Genomic DNA, 18,596 nt, shown 5'->3' with positions numbered 1-18,596 from the left:
GATTATTAATCAGCGCTCTCTTGCACGAGTGAAAGTTCTGCGGCCGGATTCCAATTATCCGCTCCGGCAAAGAGCTGGGCAGGCAAATATTTCTCTGCCTCTTCCGTCGTCAACTGAGTCGTCCAGTTAAAACGTGCTTTGGGATTCGCTCCAGGCCCGTAACTGGCAAATTCGGCAAAACGTGCTGTACGTTCATTATCCGGGTTACTCCAGTTATTCCATCCAGATGCACTAATGTGATTATCCATATAGCTGTTGATATAGACTACATTGGCATAAGGTCTCCACGGTCTGCCAAGAGGTATAGTTCCAGCAAGACTAGAATCGCCAGTAATGCGGCTATTCAGGAATACATAACCAGACTTCTCCTCCGCGGTGGATGCTGCAGTAACGTAACCATTGCTTAAACTGTGAATGACGCTGTTCTCAAACAATGCCGTTGCATTGCCAAAGATAAAGTCGACATCACCTTCAATATAACTGTCCACATAATATTGCCTTCCATCATTCACATAAAGCGTGTCCTGCCACCCCTTCAGGCTAACGTCACGGAATACCAGACGATCACCACGAGCGAGCAGAGCAACCGCTTGACCTGCATTGTCGCCCGCATCATTTTGTATCGTCAGATGCTCAGCCGTAAAATCGTTTGTCTGCACCCGGAAGCTATAGCTACCTGAGGTACCGAGTGCATTGCCGGATGAATCCAATGTGCTGGCAGAATCACCATAGATCAGCACAGTGCCCTCCCGGCTCTCTCCAATAATTCGCAGATGCTTTTTGCTGGACGGTACGTCCAGCTTCTCACGGTAAATTCCATCCTTAATTCGTATGATGGTAGGGAGCGTGCTATTGTCCGGAACAGCATGTATAGCTTCCTGAACCTGTTCATATTGTGCACTTCCATCAGATGAGACGGTTAGAATTGGTGCAGGAATTTCAGATATTGGAGCGGACGACATACTCTCGCCAACTTCATTCAATGCCGTAATGACATAATAATAGGCTGTGCCATTGATTAACTGTGTATCAGAGAACGAAGTATCATTTACATTGGAGGCTACAGTAACGAATAGCCCTTCGGGTGATTCACCTCGTTTCACTGCATATTCCTCAGCCCCCTCGGCTTCTTGCCAAGTAAGAGTGATTGTACTTTCACCTGGCTCAGCACGAATCTCTGATGGAGCTTGAGGTCTACCATCATCCACTGCTGGCCGTGTACCAACGGCTGCGGAGTCAAGGCTTCGTGTACCTTGAGCCAGTGCGGTCACTTTGTAATAATAGGGCTTACCGTTTAAGAGTCCTGTATCCACATAGGAAGTTCCTGATTCCTGATCAGCAATGACATCATAAGTTCCAGTCACGGACATTGCACGCTTGATCACATAAGTCGAAGCGCCTTCTATCGCTTCCCACGTAATAGAAACGGATTCGGGAAGAGACTCTACTGTAACTTTGGGAGTAGATAGAGCCATGGTCGGTGTTACAGCAACAGGGGCAGAATCTCCTCCCTCTCCTCCAATACCAGTGGCAGATACGACGTAATAGTAGGTCGTTCCATTATCCAGTCCCCCATCCCGAAACGTAGGAACAGACGTACGAGACGCCACAGTTGTATACGGGCCTTCAGCCTGCAAACTACGTTTTACAGTGTAGTAGTTAGTTGCTTCGACTTCATCCCACGTTAAATCTGCTTGTGCGTTTCTCGCAACAGCCTTCAGATTCTCAGGCATTTCTGGTAGTACAGCATCCTCCGAGGGTGTCACTGAAGACGTGTTGGAATTGCCGCTCTCGCCCAATGGACCAACGGCCGTGACGACATATGTGTAAGTCGTTGCATTGGTGACCTCTTCGTCAATGTAAGTTGTCTCAGTTAACTCAGAAGAAATCAACTCATAGTCGTTCGCGGACTGAATACTACGCTTTACATTGTACGTAGAAGCCCCGTCCGCTTCCTCCCAATGTAATCTCACCATACCATTGCCTGGTTCGGTACGAAGCCCTTTAGGAGAACTAACCGGTTCAACATAAAGTTTGACATTGTCATAGAACAACGTGCCTTTACCCGTGCCTGGTGTTCTGGCAAACATTCGTGCAACACCATCGGCAGTCACATCGGCCTGGAACGGTATATCATCTGCGACGCGCACATCATCAACGTATATATCCGCTTTTTGCGAGGCTACATTGCCAACAATCTTGAAGTTGTACCATTGATTATTGACCGGTGCATCCATTAATTTGTGATCTTTGCCGTCTTTTTTGTATATTAGCGTATACTGATCCTCCGCTGCCGGAGCAGAAGGTTTGCGTAGCTCGATGGAGAGTGCAGCACGACTGCCGGTGCCATTTTGCAATTGCAGAACGGTTGATGTGCCAGGCCAGCCTTGAGACATGATATCAGCCTCAAACACAAAACTTCCCTGTTGTGGTGGAAATGATCTTACGAATTGGGCGATCCCAGCCCCATTGTCATATAGCATGAGCGCTTTAGTAGAAGCGTTTTCTGTTGTTCCTGTGGGAATCTGGGTAACAACAACTTTAAGATCGTTCGTCTGTGGATCAGGTAGTACAGTATAACTTGCTGGTGTCGTATTGATCTCGATATCCTCAAAGTCATCATTCACGTAATAGATGGTCTCGGGCTCTCCTTCCGCTGCAGCACTAGCCTCATTGGAATAGAAGCTTGTGCCATGATCATTCGTAGCCTTCACTGCGTAATAATAGGTTTTACCTACAGTAAGATTGGGATCTGTGTAGCTCGTGGTCGTAATCCCCTCTTGCTGCAACGTGTATGGCCTACCAGGTATATCTGCTCTATACATTGAATAAGAGTCAGCGCTTTGCACTTCATCCCAATGTAAGTGAATGGACTTGAGGTCCGGCTCAGCTTCAAGTTCAGTAGGTGCTGTCGGGAAATCAGCAGACAACTCCTGAACGGATGCATTGGAGAAAACAGATGCATTGAGCTTATCAACTTCATCATCCGGTTTGGAAGCATCGGCTGCCAATCCGATGTAGACCGTTTCGTCTGCTGGGAATGATTGTGAATCGATAACAAACCAATCGTTACCGTCTTTGGATACAAGTGAAGTCACTTGATCCCCAAGTCGTACAAGCTTAACCCAATACGGGAGTGTGACCATGCTGCCTTTTTCCTGATGCACAACTTCGGTGCCCGCTCCATCACGAACAAGGCTAACCGCTTGTTGTCCACCCTTTACATAAGTGACCATGGCCGCAATAAACGGGGATGACGCATCCAGACTTTTACGAATCATAACACCTGCTTCGGCTCCATCGTCGGTAGCTGTCACCTGATCAACTCTAGCTACAATCTCACCATTTCCTTCTAAGATTTGGTAAGCATAGTGGAAATGATCCGTCTCTCCATGGATATCTCCAGCTGATTTTACCGTAACGTCAGTATCACTAGCTCCCAATTGGGTATGACCCGTAATGCCCGGTTCTCCAATATCGGTTGATGACCAAGGGGCAATACTGTTCTGCTTGTGAACATGTACCGTGACATTGTTGGACTGCGTTGAAGTACCTGAGTCATCAATCGCTCGGACGGTGAGATAATGAGTGCCATCCTGCACATCTTCCCATGTAAACGTGTAAGGCGCTGTATCATCTTCCCCCAGTTTCACATCATTTTGATAAAATTCCACTTTGGCAATGCTGCCGTCTATATCTGACGCAGAAGCCGTGATCTCAACGGAAGACCCTTCAGTCTGAACGGTATGGTTGGCAGGTGATTGAATTGTAACCGTAGGATTCATAGATCCGTTGCCAGCAATGCCGTTCAGGTATGTCTCCAGATAGGTATAACCTGATTCATGTATCTCGTTACGGTCAGCAGGATCATTCGGATCGAGTCCCATACTGATCTCCCATTCGTCGGGCATACCGTCATGATCAGAGTCAACCAGAGCTGAAGCTGTCTCCTCGAACTCAAGGTAACCGCCAACTTCCTTTTGTGAATTAATATGTTGTCCGGTGCGGTTTCTCACATCATTTACAATTCGAGCATCGATGGCGTCCCGTCTAGGCAGACTTGCACCTGCTTTTGCAAGAACTTGCTCATAGGCTGTTTCTGCATCGTCCATGGATGTGGGATTAGCCATCTGCACAGGAGCGAGTAGTTTGGAATCTGGATTCGCAAGTTCTCCCACACCTAACCAGTTGTCCGCTGTGACATCGGGATAACTGTCCACGACATTGCCACTCACATGTAATCGTGTATCAGGTGCAACATCAAGGAAAATCTGATCCCGGGCATTTCGATACGTATTCGGTCCGTATTTATAGTAGTTATTCATGAGGTTATAGTTGCCCTCCTCACCGCCATAAGCAGAGAAGAACCCCCAATTGTAGACAATATTGTTGTAAGACTCGGTATTAAAACCAGGAGCCCCTGCAAATCTCGGGTTACGGCTCACGTTATGAGCAATGATGTTGTGATGGAAGGAGGTGTTGTTCCCTCCCCAGATACCTGCATATCCATGCCGCCCCTTCTGATGCGTAGTCATCAGCATGCTCTCAGCGATAACAGACCACTGCACAGTTGTATTCTCGTTGGCGTACATACTCAGTACTTCGTCAACTGACCAGGTAAACGACGAGTGGTCGATCATAATGTTTTTGTGGTATCGTCCACCAAATACGTCATCCTCACTAGGGTGCTTATCCCCAAGCCGGAAGCGCATATGCCTGACGATAATGTTGTCCGCTTGGAATGTGGTCCAATAATCGGATACAGTGATTCCTTCTCCTGGAGCTGTCTGTCCAGCAATCGTGATATTAGAACCGGTAATCGCCAGAGGGGATTCTAGATGAATCGTTCCTCCCACTCTGAATACTACGGTGGTATCACTCTGACTAACAGCATCTCGAAGTGATCCAGGGCCGGAATCGGCGAGGGTGGTCACTTCATACACTGACCCTCCCCTACCACCTGTCACGTACTTACCGCCGCCTTCAGCACCGGGAAATGCGGGCAATAATGGAGTAGCTTCATCTTCTGCAGCAACCATACCTGGTAGCAAACTGAATAACATCGCAACGACCAATACGAATGATACCATTCTTTTCAACGAATCTTCCTCCTCCGGTTTACATGTAATTGTACAGAATGTTACCTCACTGAGAGCCAGATGCTCATGCGATAAACCTTTCTCTAATCTGGCATCACCTCCTCAACATAATGTAAGCGTTATCAGTAAAAGGATACGAAAACCCGTTGTAATCTGAAACCTATCCGTACACTTCTGCGATCACGTTCTAGGTTTCCTATCCAACGGGTCTCGTCATAGATCGTTAAACTTTGGCATGTAGCAAGTACTCGTATTCGGTACATGCGAGCAAGAAAGCTCCCATTCCTTTTTGATCATTCGTTATAATCGGTTCACTTATATAATACGCGTAACTTCCGTCACGCCTTGCATCTCCACCGAGCCCTGCAACCTGGCAGTTTTTGTAGAGATTCACCCAACCCTGATTGGTCTCCATTACGAATTCAGAGATTAATCCTGCATAAGCATGGTTCAATATCAGTTCCCATTCCCGCGGTAACCATCCTAGCCGAATCCCTTTGGCCATGGCATAGACAATCATGCTGGATGCTGAAGCTTCCAGATAATTTCCTTTGCGATCTCCCTCATTCACCACTTGATACCATACCCCGCTAGCTGTATCCTGATAGGTGCGCAGCGCAGTCATCGTATCTGTGAAAATATCAACCAACTTGCTATAATCGGGATGATGGCTTGGTAATAACTCCAGAACATCCACTAAAGCCATAACAAACCAGCCGATAGATCTGCCCCAGAAGTTTGGTGATTGTCCTGTTACTGAATGGCTCCAAGGCTGAACGCGTTGTTCATCCCAAGCGTGATAGAGCAGTCCTGTAGCATCGTCTCGGGTATGTTGGGCACACAATATAAATTGCTTAGTCACATCGTTCAACAAGCCCTCTTCTGGCTCCCAACGAAGCAAGTATTCCAGATAGAACGGCGCGCCCATATAGAGACCGTCCAACCAGATCTGATAAGGATATACTTGCTTGTGCCAGAAAGCTCCCTCTGATGTGCGTGGGTGAGTAACAAGTTGTTCACGTAGCAATCCAGCCGCAAGCTTATATTTTATTTGCCCTGTCCTGTCATACAGGCCGAACATCAACTTGCCGTTATTCAAATGATCAATATTATGTTCTTCCATCCGGTATCCCCGAATCGATCCATCACCTTGAATAAAATAATCCATATTATGCTGGATATATTGTGCATATTGCTCATCACCTGTCGCTTGCCATAATCGTTCAAACCCTTTTAGCACTACGCCATAATCATAAGACCACTTGCCGTGATGCCCGTTCTCTTCATACAACTCAGGGGTTCGCTCCATGATGGATGCGGCTGTTTTGGCTGCCCATAGATCCATAGCAGATTTTGTTTCAAGCATCTGTAGAGTTCCTCCTCGGTACATATTTGCTATTTATTTATTGTTTAATACGGCTTGGTGCGCTGCCTCATATTCGGTAATGATTTTGTCTCCACCTGATTTTCTCCAAGTATCAATAGCATTCTGGAAGCCGACACGATCCATCTTGCCCAGCATATACTTGTATGTTGCATCCGTGATGATCTTCTGCAACTCAGAGCCTTGTTCTGAGAACGTTGGTGATTCCAGTGAATACACTGGGTTCAGCACGGCAAAGGTTGTGTTTTCCTCAATTAACCGTGTGGATTCAATACGGAGTGGGTCAGCATCCACAATGGCATATCCGTTCTCGTTAGGGCGGGAAGATGAAAATGGCTGTACCTCTTGCTCCCATAACTTGGTATTAATTATGGTGGCACCATTGTTCTCGTCGAGGCTATAGTGCACATCTTTGATTCCATATGTCATCAAGGTAAATACCTCTTCACTCATTAGATCATCCATAAACTTCAGATTACGTTTCAATTCAGCTTCGTCCTTAACCTCCGATTTAGGAAAAGCAAGCAACCCACCTACGCCATTGGATGTGGACCAGATCGCTCGATCACTTTCATTGCCTGTGGATGTAATGTCATTGACCATGACAAGCTCCATATCATCTTGAACACCTTGGGCAAGATTGAACAGCCCCTTACTATCAAATAGAGCACCCACATAGATCCCTGCCTTGCCCTGTGCGAAGCCTTCCTGCTGATCCTTCTTGGCTGTTACTGCAAAATCCTGATTAATGTATCCATTGGTGTACAGCTCTTTCATATAATCCATCGCCTGAATGTAACCTTCGGACTCAAACTCAGGTGTCACTTTGCCATCCTCACTAATCGCCCAACCACTGGGTGTACCAAAGTATGATCCCAGGGTCTTAAACGCACCAAATACCAAGTCGCTTCGATCAATGAATCCTGTCGTATCGTTAGTTCCATTGCCATCAGGGTCTTGTTCCGTGAAGGCTTTGGCAACTTCCATTAATTCGGCAGTTGTTTTGGGTACAGGTAATCCAACATGATCGAGCCAGTCTTTGCGAAGAATGACACCGTTACGTGCAACCTGTTTTTGCATGGGTATACCGTACAACTTCCCCTCAATGGATGCGGAATTACGCATATCCTGAGATATGCCTTTCAGGTTCGGGAATTCATCAAGATACGGACCAACCTCCCAGAAGACGCCTGCTTTGAGCGCATTGCGAACCGAAGAATTCTCCAGAATCGTCAAGGATACGATGTCAGCGAGAGAACCGGAAGCAAGTGAAGTATTAAGCCGTTCTTCTTTAGAAGCATCCGGAATCCAGGAAAACTGTATATCCACATCCGTAATCTCTTCGATTTTATTAAGTACGGTATCCGTAGGTGGTGAAGCGGTATGCATAATATTCAACCAACTAATCGTTGTTTTGCCATCAGCATTGGTTCCTGAATCCCCACTTCCTCCCGCACAGGCAGATAACATTAAGGCTCCACTTAACGTAAGCGCTAACAATTTGGCAGTTCTATATCTCATCGTTCAATCCCCTTTTCAGCAATATTAGATTCTACCAGTACATCCTTGTTGTCATTCGGGATTGCTACTAGTATACGCCGTCTTCTCCTAATTTTTTGGCGAGACGATTAGCGAACATAACCAGCACCAAACCTACCAGACCTTTGAACAACCCAACCGTTGTACTAAAGCTCAATTGTCCATTCTTCAAACCTGCCGTGAAGATATACGTATCAAATATCTCACCGACCTCCCGGTTAAGCGAATTCAGTAACAAGTACATATGTTCAAAGCCTAGTTCCAGCGTGTTTCCGATTTTGAGAATCAACAATGTAATAATGACCGGGCGAATTGCGGGTAAAGTTACGTGCCACATTTTGCGCAATCTAGACGCACCGTCCATCTCGGCAGCTTCATACAGCTGGGTATCTACAACGGTAATTGCTGCGAGGTAGATGATCGTTGACCAACCGGCTTCCTTCCATATAATCTGCAAAATATACATCGGACGAAGCCATTCAGGTGAGGTTAAGAAGCTGATCTTGCTACCACCCAATGCAGCTATAATTTCATTGACGACGCCCCCATCCACACTAAGAAACACGTACGTAATGGAGACGATAATCACCCATGACATGAAATGTGGGATATATACGATCGTTTGAATGGAGTTTCGGAATAATCTGTGTCGTACTTCATTCATCATGAGTGCAAGGATGATCGGAATCGGGAAGAAAATCACTAATTCAAGCGCGAACAAGATCAATGTATTACTAAGTAGCATGGCGAAGGTTGGTTCCGTGAACAGACGGACAAAATGTTTGAAGCCCACCCATGGACTATCTTTAATTCCTAGATACGGCTGATAATCCTGAAATGAAATAATAAGTCCGCCCATCGGAAAATACTTGAAGATCACAAAGTAGATAAAACCGGGAAGAATCATTAAATAAAGAAGCTTGTTGGATGCAGCGTTTCTCAAAAAGTGACCTAATCCTGTATTCCGATATGCTTTGTGTTGCAACGAAACGACTGATGGCTCAGATTCTCTCACTGCTTGCTGACCTCCTTGTTTGGGATGGTGTAGTTGAATGCTTCCTAAGCATATGAGATGTAAGCGATTCCGTACATAATCATTAGCTATTGTAGTTGAAGGATTCCACGTCCAGCGCGGCTTAAGGCCAGATGAACAGATGTAGATCGTAGATCATGATTATTATTGGTACTATGGATTATCATGGTATTTCAATGCTTTTGCATCACTTTAACGTTCCATTTTAAGTCAGTAGGTCAGGATTATGTACGTAATATTCTTCGCTTGTTATGGTAAGGGAGAATCACTACTTAACAAGGAGGAACATATCAGATGTCCAAACACAATGTTAAAAAGGAACAACTTGGTGGCGTCATATTCAATGTAATAAATTATACGTTCTTGCTTCTTTTCTCCCTGGCCTGCCTATTACCCTTCGTAAACGTCGTTGCCAGTTCCTTCGCTTCCACGCAGGAGATTGTACAGAAGAAGTTTATTCTGTTTCCGACATCCTTCTCGCTTGATGCCTATCGTTACATCTTCTCTACACCTACCATCTTCAAAGGACTCGGCGTATCCATCTTCATCACGCTGGCAGGAACCATTGTCAGTATGACGCTGACGGCACTTATGGCTTACGGGTTATCCAGAAGATATCTCTTAGGACGGAACTTTATCAATTTCTTGGTCGTCTTCTCGATGTTGTTCAGCGGGGGTATGATTCCTACCTTCCTAGTTGTGAAAGCGGTTGGATTAATCGACTCGTACTGGTCCATGATTATCCCTACTGCGATCAATGCATTCAATCTGATCATCATGCGCAATTTCTTCCAGGCGCTACCGGATAGTCTAGAGGAATCTGCCAAAATTGATGGTGCCAACGACTTTCGGATTCTGCTACAAATTATGATCCCACTGGCTCTTCCTTCCATTGCTACCTTATCCCTGTTCTATGGCGTATCCTATTGGAACACGTATATGAATGCGATCCTATATCTCAACGAGTCCACGATGTGGCCACTACAAGTATTGCTCCGCCAGATTGTCATTGTCTCCAGTGGCATGGATGGCAACAGCTCGGTTGTAGACATTGTCCCTCCATCACAGACCATTAAGATGAGTGTCATCGTTGTGGCTACTGTACCGATGCTGCTCGCGTATCCTTTCGTGCAGAAGCACTTTACCAAAGGCGCTTTACTTGGTTCAGTGAAAGGTTGAGATGAGGCACATATGGAAAATAACAATCCCCTCGGGATCAACCTGAGGGGATTTACGCTTACATGGAGTGGAGTTGAATTTCGAAGGTGCTTACGGATTATCGGATACTGCTAACATATACTGGGATGCTCAGCTATCCATTCGCAACCTTCGATATGCACCAGGGGTGAGGTTCTCTTTTTTTCGAAAAGTACGTATAAAGTTCTGGGAATTCTGGTATCCCAGCCGTTCGGCTATATCTTTAATGGGCATGTTCGTGTCCACCAACCATTTCCTTGCTACATCTAGTCTGATATTCATTAAGTACTCGCTAAAGGTCATATTGTACTCTTTACGGAAAATGCTACTTAGATAGTTCGGCGTATAATGCAATCGTTCACTTATGGATTCCAGTGACAAGTCCTGATCGTATTCTGTGCGTACAATAGAGGCCATACGATCTGCAAGTGTGCGAAACTGTTGGCTCGCTCTCTCCTGCATACTATCTACCATAGGATAGATGACTTCGTGAACAAGAATGTGTTCAACTTCTTCCGGATTCAGCGTATGCAGCAGTCGATGATACAATGTGCCGTTACTCTGTGTAAGCAACACGTCCGTACCAATGAGCTGCTCCAACTGAATCAAATTGTTCACGAATCGAATCAATGTGATCTCCAGATTCATTGGATTAAGGTTGTGCTTCATCATATCTGCTAACAGCGGGTATAACGTACGTGTCACCTCTTCTTTGTCACCAAGACGTATGGCATCGAACAGCCGACTCTCCAATTCTGTAGGGTAGTGAAGTAAGGTAGGTCCGCTGCTACCGCGTATGATATCCTCATAGAAAATAACGGACTCTTTGCCTAGCTTAAGACGCTGGTACAATGCTTCAAGACTCATATCACAGGCTTCCCGGGTATTCGTCAGGTCTTCATATTGACCACTGAAGCCCACACTGACTGAAGCGGACCAATATTCGCGAGACAATTGAATAACCCTTTTGGCATATTGCAACATCACTTCTCGATTGTTTGAAGAACTGCCAGCAAAGGATAATATCGTTGCTTGTGTCCGTTCATTTAAAACGACGGGTAACATCCGTTGGGACGGAGGAATGATCTCTTGCACTAACTGATTAACGGCCAACAGCAGTGTATCTTTATCAGCCAGCGAGCCTTTCCCGGGACGGTCAATCTGAATCAACATCGTTGCATACATCTCGTTGTGCATCTTCGTATATGCGAATCGTTCAAGATAGCTATGGATCTCTTCCCTGGTTAACCTATTCTGTAGTACATTTAGAACAAATTGTGTTTCAAGTTTGGGCTTTTCAAGATGGATAAGCTGTTCGAGATGTTGTTTTTCTGAAACAATAGAATGGATCGACTGAATGATCCAACCGACCTCGTCCCTGACCGTTCTCTCAGCACGTCCGCCAAGACTATGCTGAATTTGAAGAACAGGCCTAGCAAGCCGTAAAGCTATAATGTATGCAAGAATGATCATCAGAGCCATAATGACGGCACCCATTACAATTAAACCCAAACGGGTCGATGATAGGGCTTGGCTGACTTCTTTTTGATTCGGAAGTGTGATATAAGTCCATCCATTATAAGTAGAACGGGCGTACAAGCACATAATTGAATCACCCGATGCAGCAGGAATTGTAATCTGTCCTGAAGGAGGCTCATTAACTATTTGTTTGCTGATTAAGTTCATTTGCTCAGCAGATATAGGGCTTTGTTCGGTTAGAGCTGCATAAAGCAATTCACCCTGTTTGTTCAAAATGTAGATAGGAGCATCGGATTGCGTCTGTAGGGATTGATTCAGTGTTCGCAAAGAAATGTCCGACATCGCAATGGCTTCTTTGTCCTTCGAATACATCGGTAACGCATGCAGTAATCGAAGACCTTCCTTTGTTTTGGTCCAATAGAGGTTATTGCCTTCCGGATCAGCGAATAAGGCTTGCATCTGTTGCTTCTCTTCATCTGTAATTCGTGATAACGATCCGTTAGACAGGCTCCAATTCTGCTTCAGACTCACAAGCGAATACTGCACGCCATCAAGCCCCATCGTTGCAATATAACCTAGCTGGGAATTCAGTTCGCGATATGCTTCATAATCTTGCCCGCTTAATGGACTGTTAATGACCTTACGAAACGATGGCGTCGTACTGTACGTGGCAAAAGCATATTCAATGGTTTGAATTTTTTGTTCCAGTGTATTTCTCACCTGCAGAATTAAGCTTTGGTGCCCCTCGCTTACACGCTCTATTACCGATTTTGTAGTTGAAACATAGATATAACTCCCAAAACCTACAACGAGTCCAATGCTAAGGAGTAGGATCGAGACAAAGATATTCGTAAACGTTTTACTCTTTCGCATGTCCTGCTCCTCCATCTGTTTGAATTGGTACATCTTGAGTCCATTTGTCATGAAACCCTTCACGGCAGTCATGTAATCGCTTGCATTTTGCCGTACTATAAAAATGTTGAGCCGTTGTAGATCTCGTCACACTAGAGTTTATCATGGCAATGAACAAGAATATAGACATAAAGAATATAAAACTAGCCAAAAATTGCACTGGAGGTTAAGACGGATGTTACCTTTTTATGAGATTCGTAAGGATGAATTATCGGTTATCCGGAATTTGAAGGAGATTTCTTTCCCTCCACATATGCATGGATATCTTGAAATTCTATATGTCATTTCAGGGTCTCAACGGATTGAAGTGAATGATCAAACGTATGATTTGCACGAAGGTGACGCAGCAATGATATTCCCTGATATGGTTCACCGTTACGAAACAACTGGGGATTCCTATACGAGGGAGGTGTTAATTATTATCCATCCCAAGCTCTTAGGCGGTCTGTTTCCTGATCTGACTCGCTTCCATCTTAAGAATCCAACTATTACTAAACCATATGTTCATGAAGACGTTGCAGTTGCATTTGAGAAAGTGAAACGGGATGATGATTATGCCATTAAGCTTGGTTGGATTCACATCATCATCGCGCATCTATTGCGCGAAATTGAATTTGAACAAGTACAGCAACTTCCAGTACAGGATTTATCCAAGAAGCTGATGGAATACTTAGCAACACATTTCACCGAGCCCATCACCTTAGACACTCTTGCCTCCGAGTTTAACGTAAGTAAATATTATATTTCTCGCATCTTCTCCAAGCGATTCAAAATGAACCTGCGAAACTATCTATCGATGCTTCGGGTTGAGTATGCTTCCATGTTAATTCGTACCACAGATGCGTCTCTAACAACGGTGTGGATGAATGCAGGATTCGATAGCCAGCGTACGTTCAATCGGGTGTTCCAGGCTATTTACGGCATGACACCACGAGATTTTAAGAACAATGTAAGTAACTATCTAAAATGAGGATTCTATGCTTTAAAACTTCATAACATCAGCATGCATAAGTCATTTCGTTGTCGTTTATATTTTACTGCTGACTGTGACCAGTCTTTGATTCGGCATATAACACGTTACTAGTGTGCAATTCACTTCGAGTTAACTTTAACTATGAAAGGATCGTTTGGCATGTACAGTATTAGTGAAATTGAGAAAATTACAGGTTTACGTCCCTCCACCCTGCGCTATTATGAGCAAGAAGACAGCTTACCTCATGTGGAACGTAATGCTTCAGGTAGAAGAGAATATTCGAACGAAGTCCTAGAGTGGCTGGAGTTGGTTATCGCTTTGAAAGATACGGGCATGTCTATTGAGGATATTAAGGCTTACACAGAACTGATTCGACAAGGATATCCTCCTCTCGATGCCAGAAAACAATTTTTGCTCATGCACAAAGCTAAGGTGGAACGTGCAGTGGCACAGACACAATTCCGTCTGGAGAAAATTATATGCAAAAACGCCTAATCGGAAATAGGAACATGTTCTTGTCCCTCTCGGCAATCGGTACAAGTTCTTGTCCTCAACTGCCAGTTTCAGTCTGATATTTCGCTTTTTTAATACCTAGCAAACGTGTTTAACCTCCCATCTTGTCAGTTGTCACACAACATTGTGAACATTTTCATGTGTTATGGTACTTAATAAAGCTCTAAGTGCATGTTATCAATGTTTAGATATACATATAATCGGTAATCGGACTATGTTCTTGTCCATTCCGGCAATCGGTACAAGTTCTTGTCCTTGGCTCGGGACAAGAACTTGTACCGATAAAATAAAAAAGCCGCTAAAATAGCGACTTCAATGGGACCATGTTCTTGTCCCTCGACAACTTAAGTGTGGTTGCATAATTTAACATTGTGTTTTTATCAAAGTACACACTATTCATTTCAAACAGGATATCGTCTTTAATCCAAGCTATGCTTCCTCCAGATCTGTTAATGAATGGGCTATAAAAGTACTTAACATCCCCTTTAATTATGATCTCGGTTTTATCCGATTGATTGATTTCTTGTCCCTGATAATAGCTCTCAGAAATACTCAGTACGGAGTCATTCTCTGACAAGTAGAAAATTACAAATGAACCATTAATCTTTTTAGTAACAACTTCAAAGTTTCCAGGAATAGTGGCATACAGTGGGCTAATTTCCTTTGATTTAATCTTGGGATTTATTTCTTCCACATTTAATGGCCCTGCACTTACTGGAGACATAGTGGCCAATAACCATATAATACTTAGAACTAGAAGCATTTTCTTTTTCATGTGTACCCTCCTGTGCTTGAGTTTCCCATTCTTAGCATAAGCTTTAATACAAAAACGTATACATTAAATTCTATAGCCTAAACGTAGTCTTTTGGAGGTCGTGAGAGAACTGTTTTGTTTCGAGGCACTGACCCATTAAACCGCTACGATCTTTCTGCTAACCCAACCGTTAAACGAATATAAAAAAAGGCCAACCAGTATTTAATGGCTGACCTGATAATTCGAAAAACCTCTAAAATTGCGACTTTGAATGGAACAATGTTCTTGTCCCGCGTCATATCGACTTAGACATTATCAATCTAGCTTTGATACGGAGAAGTATATGTTTCAACAAACAACCCTGAATTCCTGATTTCATTTAGATTTCCCACACATTCTTCTTGTAGTCCAATGTACATATAGTAGTCATTACCGAAATGAACAAACATGGATGACACGGACAGTTTCCCCCATAAATGTTCTCGGAGAATTAGTTTACATATATCGGATAAATTTGAATTATCAATGGTATCACCATCTTTTACGGTTGCAAACAAATCAGCCATTTTACTCGAGATAGAAAGATTCTGAGTAACATTATCATCGTATTTTTCTACGTTTGTAATTTTAAACGAAGAAACGTTCATACATTGCATTAGAGTTACTATTGCATCAATATATCTACTCTCAAAAGATAGATAGTCTGACAGTGTGAATTCTTTTCCTTCATAAACTTTCCCGATATCATAATATGATGTCCAATCTTCTTTTTTAAAGTTTCCTTCATTATCGCGATAAACGGGGTTATACTTTGTAACTCTCCAACAATGCATTCTTTTTAATCTCCAATCCTTTTTAAATTTTTATCATAAGTACCCGTTCTGGTACCCTTACTGCCTAGATTCTTCACTGAACTAGCCATTTTCCAAATCCCCCCGTTATGACCATCAACATCAGGGGTAATGTATTTATTCCCCTTTTTAAAGACAGGTGTTCATGAGATGTAAATTTTGTCTTAGTGTATCCAAGTTCTTTTGCCGCAGCTGTAGCTTCTTTAGTATTCATACTTCGGGCAAACTGCTGCAAATTCAACTTCAACTTATTCTTGCTAGAAGTTGTTCCCCGTACCCAAATTGGTGTAGCTTGTTCCGTTAACTATCGGATGACTATCATACATCCAATAATCTTTTAGGCCAAGTCGGCTAGCAGAGGCGTATGTTACGCTTAAAAATAATAATAGAATCATGTTTTATAACTATATCTAGTAATCTAGCATATGTATCACAAAAAAATTTAATATAGTACCAATATAAGAGTCGAAGTTTAGTCATACTGGCAGCAGGAATCGTAATATACTTTACTATATATTGCGGAAGGAGTGTCCTTTTTGCCAAACTCTACAGGCTTTATTTACAATCCAACTTCGGGTGAGACCCAATCCACTCAGCTTATCGTGACTTGCATTAATGATTCCCTTAATGTGCCTGTCAATGTTGAGCTTGAGGTATTCAGATGGGACACTACCCAGGCTGCACGTATACCCATTGCTCATGATCTATTTGAATTACTACCTCAAGCGACCAGAAGCTTAATCTATCCATTGATCAATGCTGCTTTTTACGAGGTGCAGAGCGATTATTTTAGTGCTACAAGTACGGTCATCCATGTATACGGTGTTAATTCTACAGGTCAGATCATCCAGCGTGTGCTTCAATCGGAGATGACATTAATTGACCGATTCACAAATATCCCTTAAAGGAATCGAGGTGAGCAGATGGTAGTTGTGAATATTACCGGGGCTTTGGCAGGCAGTCAATTTGAACCTTCAATTGCAGTTAATACGCTGAACCCGAATATTATGTGCGTGGTAGCTGTGGATACCAGTACCGGGCCAACATTGACTGGTTTCTATCGTTCCATTAATGGAGGCAGTACCTGGACCACCACTGTGCTTCCTCAACCGGCAGGGTATGCAGGAGCAGAGGCGCCTACGATAGACTATACGTTTCCGAATACCTTTATCGTTACCGTACATTTGTTTAACGGGATCAATGATGGGACGATTGCGAGTTATACTTCTTTTGATGATGGACTCACGTGGCAGCCACCGGTTATCGTCCAAGCGGGGTTCGGTACTATTGTTCATAATGATGAGCCTTACATAGCTGTTGATCGTTCTCCAGGTAGCCCTTATCGAGGCAATGCATATGTAGGATATACTCCGCTTGCTACTGCTTCTTCCGCTATATTTACGCAAAGGTCGCTCACCCAAGGGATCTCCTGGGAGCCTCCTGATCGGCAGTCCAATCCCCGAGGAATACACGATCGGGCTGCGCTGGCTGTTGGATTCTCAGGTCAAGTCTATGCGGGTTATATCATTACGGGCCCTGCCAGTCCATCTGCGTTATTGCGTATTTCGTACGATGGGGGCATTACCTATCAACCTCCTCTGGAGAGACAAGCAACGTTTATTTCATCCGTTGTACCGGCACCTTCGCCTTTACCTGTACCAAACTATGCCTTTCGAGTACAGACTAACTTAAGCATGGGGGCGGATATATCAAATGGAACCAACAGTGGTACGTTATATGCCGTCTGGAATGATGCACGTGCCGGATATACCGATGTTTTACTCTGCGAATCTCCGGATGGCCTTTTATGGTCAGACCCCATCAGTATCACAGGCGCGCCAACGGGTACACAGAATTTTTTCCCGTCGATAAGCGTATCGCCGTTTGCCGGGACGATCCGCGTCATATATTACAGCAATCAAATTAACGGGTTCCTGCTGGACGTTTTTGTTGCAGAATCGTTTAATGGAGGTGCGAGCTTCACTAATCGTCGCATCACAACTACATCTTTTAATCCGAATGGCAACTCTCCGATGCCCACAGTACTCATTGGAGACTATATTACTGCGGCTACAGTTAGTCCAGATAATCTGGCAGCTGTCTGGATGGCGACAACGCCACCCACGGGTAAGCTGGATGTTTATTTTGGAAACTAATTTAAATTAAATGAAACACCCCCTTACCTTAATCCTATGTAAAAACAGGATAAAATACGGGGGTGGACGTATTCATTCTAATTCGAAACGATAAATCCGTCGAAACTCTCAGGGCCGACCCGAACCGTTCCGAGCAGGTTGCTACTGATAAATGCAGTGTACGTTATTTGAGCAGAGATCGGTGGATTATAGTCGTTGGCAGAGAACATGATAACTTCGGGGTTAAGGAGACCACTTAAACCATACGTGAAGTTAGCAGAGTAAACGATCGGATCAGTAGCAACGGTGCCTCTTACAATAATAATTCTCACTTGAAATAGAGCAAGAGGTAATTGTACTGTTATGGTTCCTTTTAGGGAGACCCTCAGATTGGTTCCGGCTCCAGCCGTTTGCAGACCAATCTGGCCGAATAATTGAGGCGTGTTAATCACTGGAATCGGTATGGAAATAGAATTAAACAACGCAGCATTTTGCGATGATCTTGCATCCAGAAATTGTGTCAACGTATATACCTCCTATCTTTTTCAGATAGAATAATATATTCATCATTCAAATTTTCGCATGGACGGAGGGTGCAACGCTGGAAATATTAAAGACAAACCGTCTGCCCATGGGACTGAACTCTTTAAGCCATAAAATGCCCCCATTAATTCAGCGAATTGTTTACAGACGGACAGGCCAAGCCCCGCTCCGCCATACTTCCCTG

Annotated in this window: 13 protein-coding genes and 1 pseudogene; 5 read left to right on the top strand and 9 right to left on the bottom strand. The window is 44.0% G+C overall.

Translation table 11 applies throughout. The annotated features are described in order from the left end of the window. Positions 1-5 precede the first annotated feature (5 nt). The 4 genes from PPA03S_RS32100 to PPA03S_RS31020 form a co-directional block, all read right to left on the bottom strand. Entirely contained in the window at positions 6-5,063 is a 5,058-nt protein-coding gene (locus PPA03S_RS32100) for a pectinesterase family protein (RefSeq protein ID WP_439955836.1), read from the bottom strand. Between the two features lie 259 nt (positions 5,064-5,322). Then, on the bottom strand, positions 5,323-6,465 hold the full coding sequence (locus PPA03S_RS31030) for a glycoside hydrolase family 88/105 protein (RefSeq protein WP_217998981.1): 1,143 nt from the start codon (positions 6,463-6,465) through the stop codon (positions 5,323-5,325). A 33-nt stretch (positions 6,466-6,498) separates the two neighbouring features. Further along, positions 6,499-8,004: an extracellular solute-binding protein gene (locus PPA03S_RS31025; protein WP_062329853.1), complete on the bottom strand. Its 1,506-nt coding sequence runs from the start codon at positions 8,002-8,004 to the stop codon at positions 6,499-6,501. 67 nt (positions 8,005-8,071) lie between these two features. After that, on the bottom strand, positions 8,072-8,929 hold the full coding sequence (locus PPA03S_RS31020; RefSeq protein WP_082704376.1) for an ABC transporter permease: 858 nt from the start codon (positions 8,927-8,929) through the stop codon (positions 8,072-8,074). Positions 8,930-9,349: 420 nt separating this feature from the next. Between PPA03S_RS31020 and PPA03S_RS31015 the strand changes: the two genes are divergently transcribed. After that, entirely contained in the window at positions 9,350-10,234 is an 885-nt protein-coding gene (locus PPA03S_RS31015) for a carbohydrate ABC transporter permease (RefSeq protein ID WP_062329851.1), read from the top strand. 129 nt (positions 10,235-10,363) lie between these two features. Here the strand turns inward: PPA03S_RS31015 and PPA03S_RS31010 are convergent, their stop codons facing one another. Continuing rightward, entirely contained in the window at positions 10,364-12,604 is a 2,241-nt protein-coding gene (locus tag PPA03S_RS31010) for a helix-turn-helix domain-containing protein (protein ID WP_062329877.1), read from the bottom strand. A gap of 214 nt (positions 12,605-12,818) precedes the next feature. Here PPA03S_RS31010 and PPA03S_RS31005 point away from each other — a divergent pair, with 214 nt between their 5' ends. Next, a complete protein-coding gene (locus PPA03S_RS31005) occupies positions 12,819-13,613 on the top strand; it encodes a helix-turn-helix transcriptional regulator (RefSeq protein WP_062329849.1) in 795 nt (264 codons plus the stop codon). A gap of 162 nt (positions 13,614-13,775) precedes the next feature. Then, entirely contained in the window at positions 13,776-14,111 is a 336-nt protein-coding gene (locus PPA03S_RS31000) for a MerR family transcriptional regulator (RefSeq protein WP_062329847.1), read from the top strand. Between the two features lie 316 nt (positions 14,112-14,427). Here the strand turns inward: PPA03S_RS31000 and PPA03S_RS30995 are convergent, their stop codons facing one another. The 3 genes and pseudogenes from PPA03S_RS30995 to PPA03S_RS32665 form a co-directional block, all read right to left on the bottom strand. After that, positions 14,428-14,904 (bottom strand): hypothetical protein, encoded by a 477-nt coding sequence (locus PPA03S_RS30995; RefSeq protein ID WP_062329845.1) that lies wholly within the window; start codon positions 14,902-14,904, stop codon positions 14,428-14,430. 299 nt (positions 14,905-15,203) lie between these two features. Then, positions 15,204-15,716: a hypothetical protein gene (locus PPA03S_RS30990; protein WP_062329843.1), complete on the bottom strand. Its 513-nt coding sequence runs from the start codon at positions 15,714-15,716 to the stop codon at positions 15,204-15,206. Positions 15,717-15,721: 5 nt separating this feature from the next. Then, positions 15,722-15,933 (bottom strand): annotated as a pseudogene (locus tag PPA03S_RS32665) (toxin C-terminal domain-containing protein); the annotation flags it as partial. Positions 15,934-16,270: 337 nt separating this feature from the next. Here PPA03S_RS32665 and PPA03S_RS30985 point away from each other — a divergent pair. Beyond that, positions 16,271-16,639 carry a hypothetical protein gene (locus PPA03S_RS30985; RefSeq protein WP_062329841.1) on the top strand — a complete coding sequence of 123 codons (369 nt, stop codon included), beginning with the start codon at positions 16,271-16,273 and terminating at the stop codon, positions 16,637-16,639. An 18-nt stretch (positions 16,640-16,657) separates the two neighbouring features. Next, on the top strand, positions 16,658-17,890 hold the full coding sequence (locus tag PPA03S_RS30980) for a beta propeller repeat protein (RefSeq protein WP_062329839.1): 1,233 nt from the start codon (positions 16,658-16,660) through the stop codon (positions 17,888-17,890). Positions 17,891-17,967: 77 nt separating this feature from the next. Here PPA03S_RS30980 and PPA03S_RS30975 read toward each other — a convergent pair whose 3' ends face one another. Beyond that, the gene (locus PPA03S_RS30975) at positions 17,968-18,393 is read right to left on the bottom strand and encodes a hypothetical protein (RefSeq protein ID WP_062329837.1); all 426 of its coding nucleotides are present in this window, start codon (positions 18,391-18,393) and stop codon (positions 17,968-17,970) included. Positions 18,394-18,596 lie beyond the last annotated feature (203 nt).

It is taken from the genome of Paenibacillus pabuli NBRC 13638 (genome assembly GCF_001514495.1).
In the GTDB taxonomy this organism is placed as follows: Bacteria; Bacillota; Bacilli; order Paenibacillales; family Paenibacillaceae; genus Paenibacillus; species Paenibacillus pabuli.
Note: the sequence above shows the minus strand (reverse complement) of the source record. Positions and strands in the feature narration are given on the sequence as shown.

Coding starts and splice junctions, on each gene's coding strand:
- PPA03S_RS31000 (WP_062329847.1), top strand. CDS start 13,776: ATGTACAGTATTAGTGAAATTGAGAAAATTACAGGTTTACGTCCCTCC.
- PPA03S_RS30990 (WP_062329843.1), bottom strand. CDS start 15,716: ATGCATTGTTGGAGAGTTACAAAGTATAACCCCGTTTATCGCGATAAT.
- PPA03S_RS31015 (WP_062329851.1), top strand. CDS start 9,350: ATGTCCAAACACAATGTTAAAAAGGAACAACTTGGTGGCGTCATATTC.
- PPA03S_RS31005 (WP_062329849.1), top strand. CDS start 12,819: ATGTTACCTTTTTATGAGATTCGTAAGGATGAATTATCGGTTATCCGG.
- PPA03S_RS31010 (WP_062329877.1), bottom strand. CDS start 12,604: ATGCGAAAGAGTAAAACGTTTACGAATATCTTTGTCTCGATCCTACTC.
- PPA03S_RS31030 (WP_217998981.1), bottom strand. CDS start 6,465: ATGCTTGAAACAAAATCTGCTATGGATCTATGGGCAGCCAAAACAGCC.
- PPA03S_RS32100 (WP_439955836.1), bottom strand. CDS start 5,063: ATGTTATTCAGTTTGCTACCAGGTATGGTTGCTGCAGAAGATGAAGCT.
- PPA03S_RS30980 (WP_062329839.1), top strand. CDS start 16,658: ATGGTAGTTGTGAATATTACCGGGGCTTTGGCAGGCAGTCAATTTGAA.
- PPA03S_RS31025 (WP_062329853.1), bottom strand. CDS start 8,004: ATGAGATATAGAACTGCCAAATTGTTAGCGCTTACGTTAAGTGGAGCC.
- PPA03S_RS30995 (WP_062329845.1), bottom strand. CDS start 14,904: ATGAAAAAGAAAATGCTTCTAGTTCTAAGTATTATATGGTTATTGGCC.
- PPA03S_RS31020 (WP_082704376.1), bottom strand. CDS start 8,929: ATGATTCTTCCCGGTTTTATCTACTTTGTGATCTTCAAGTATTTTCCG.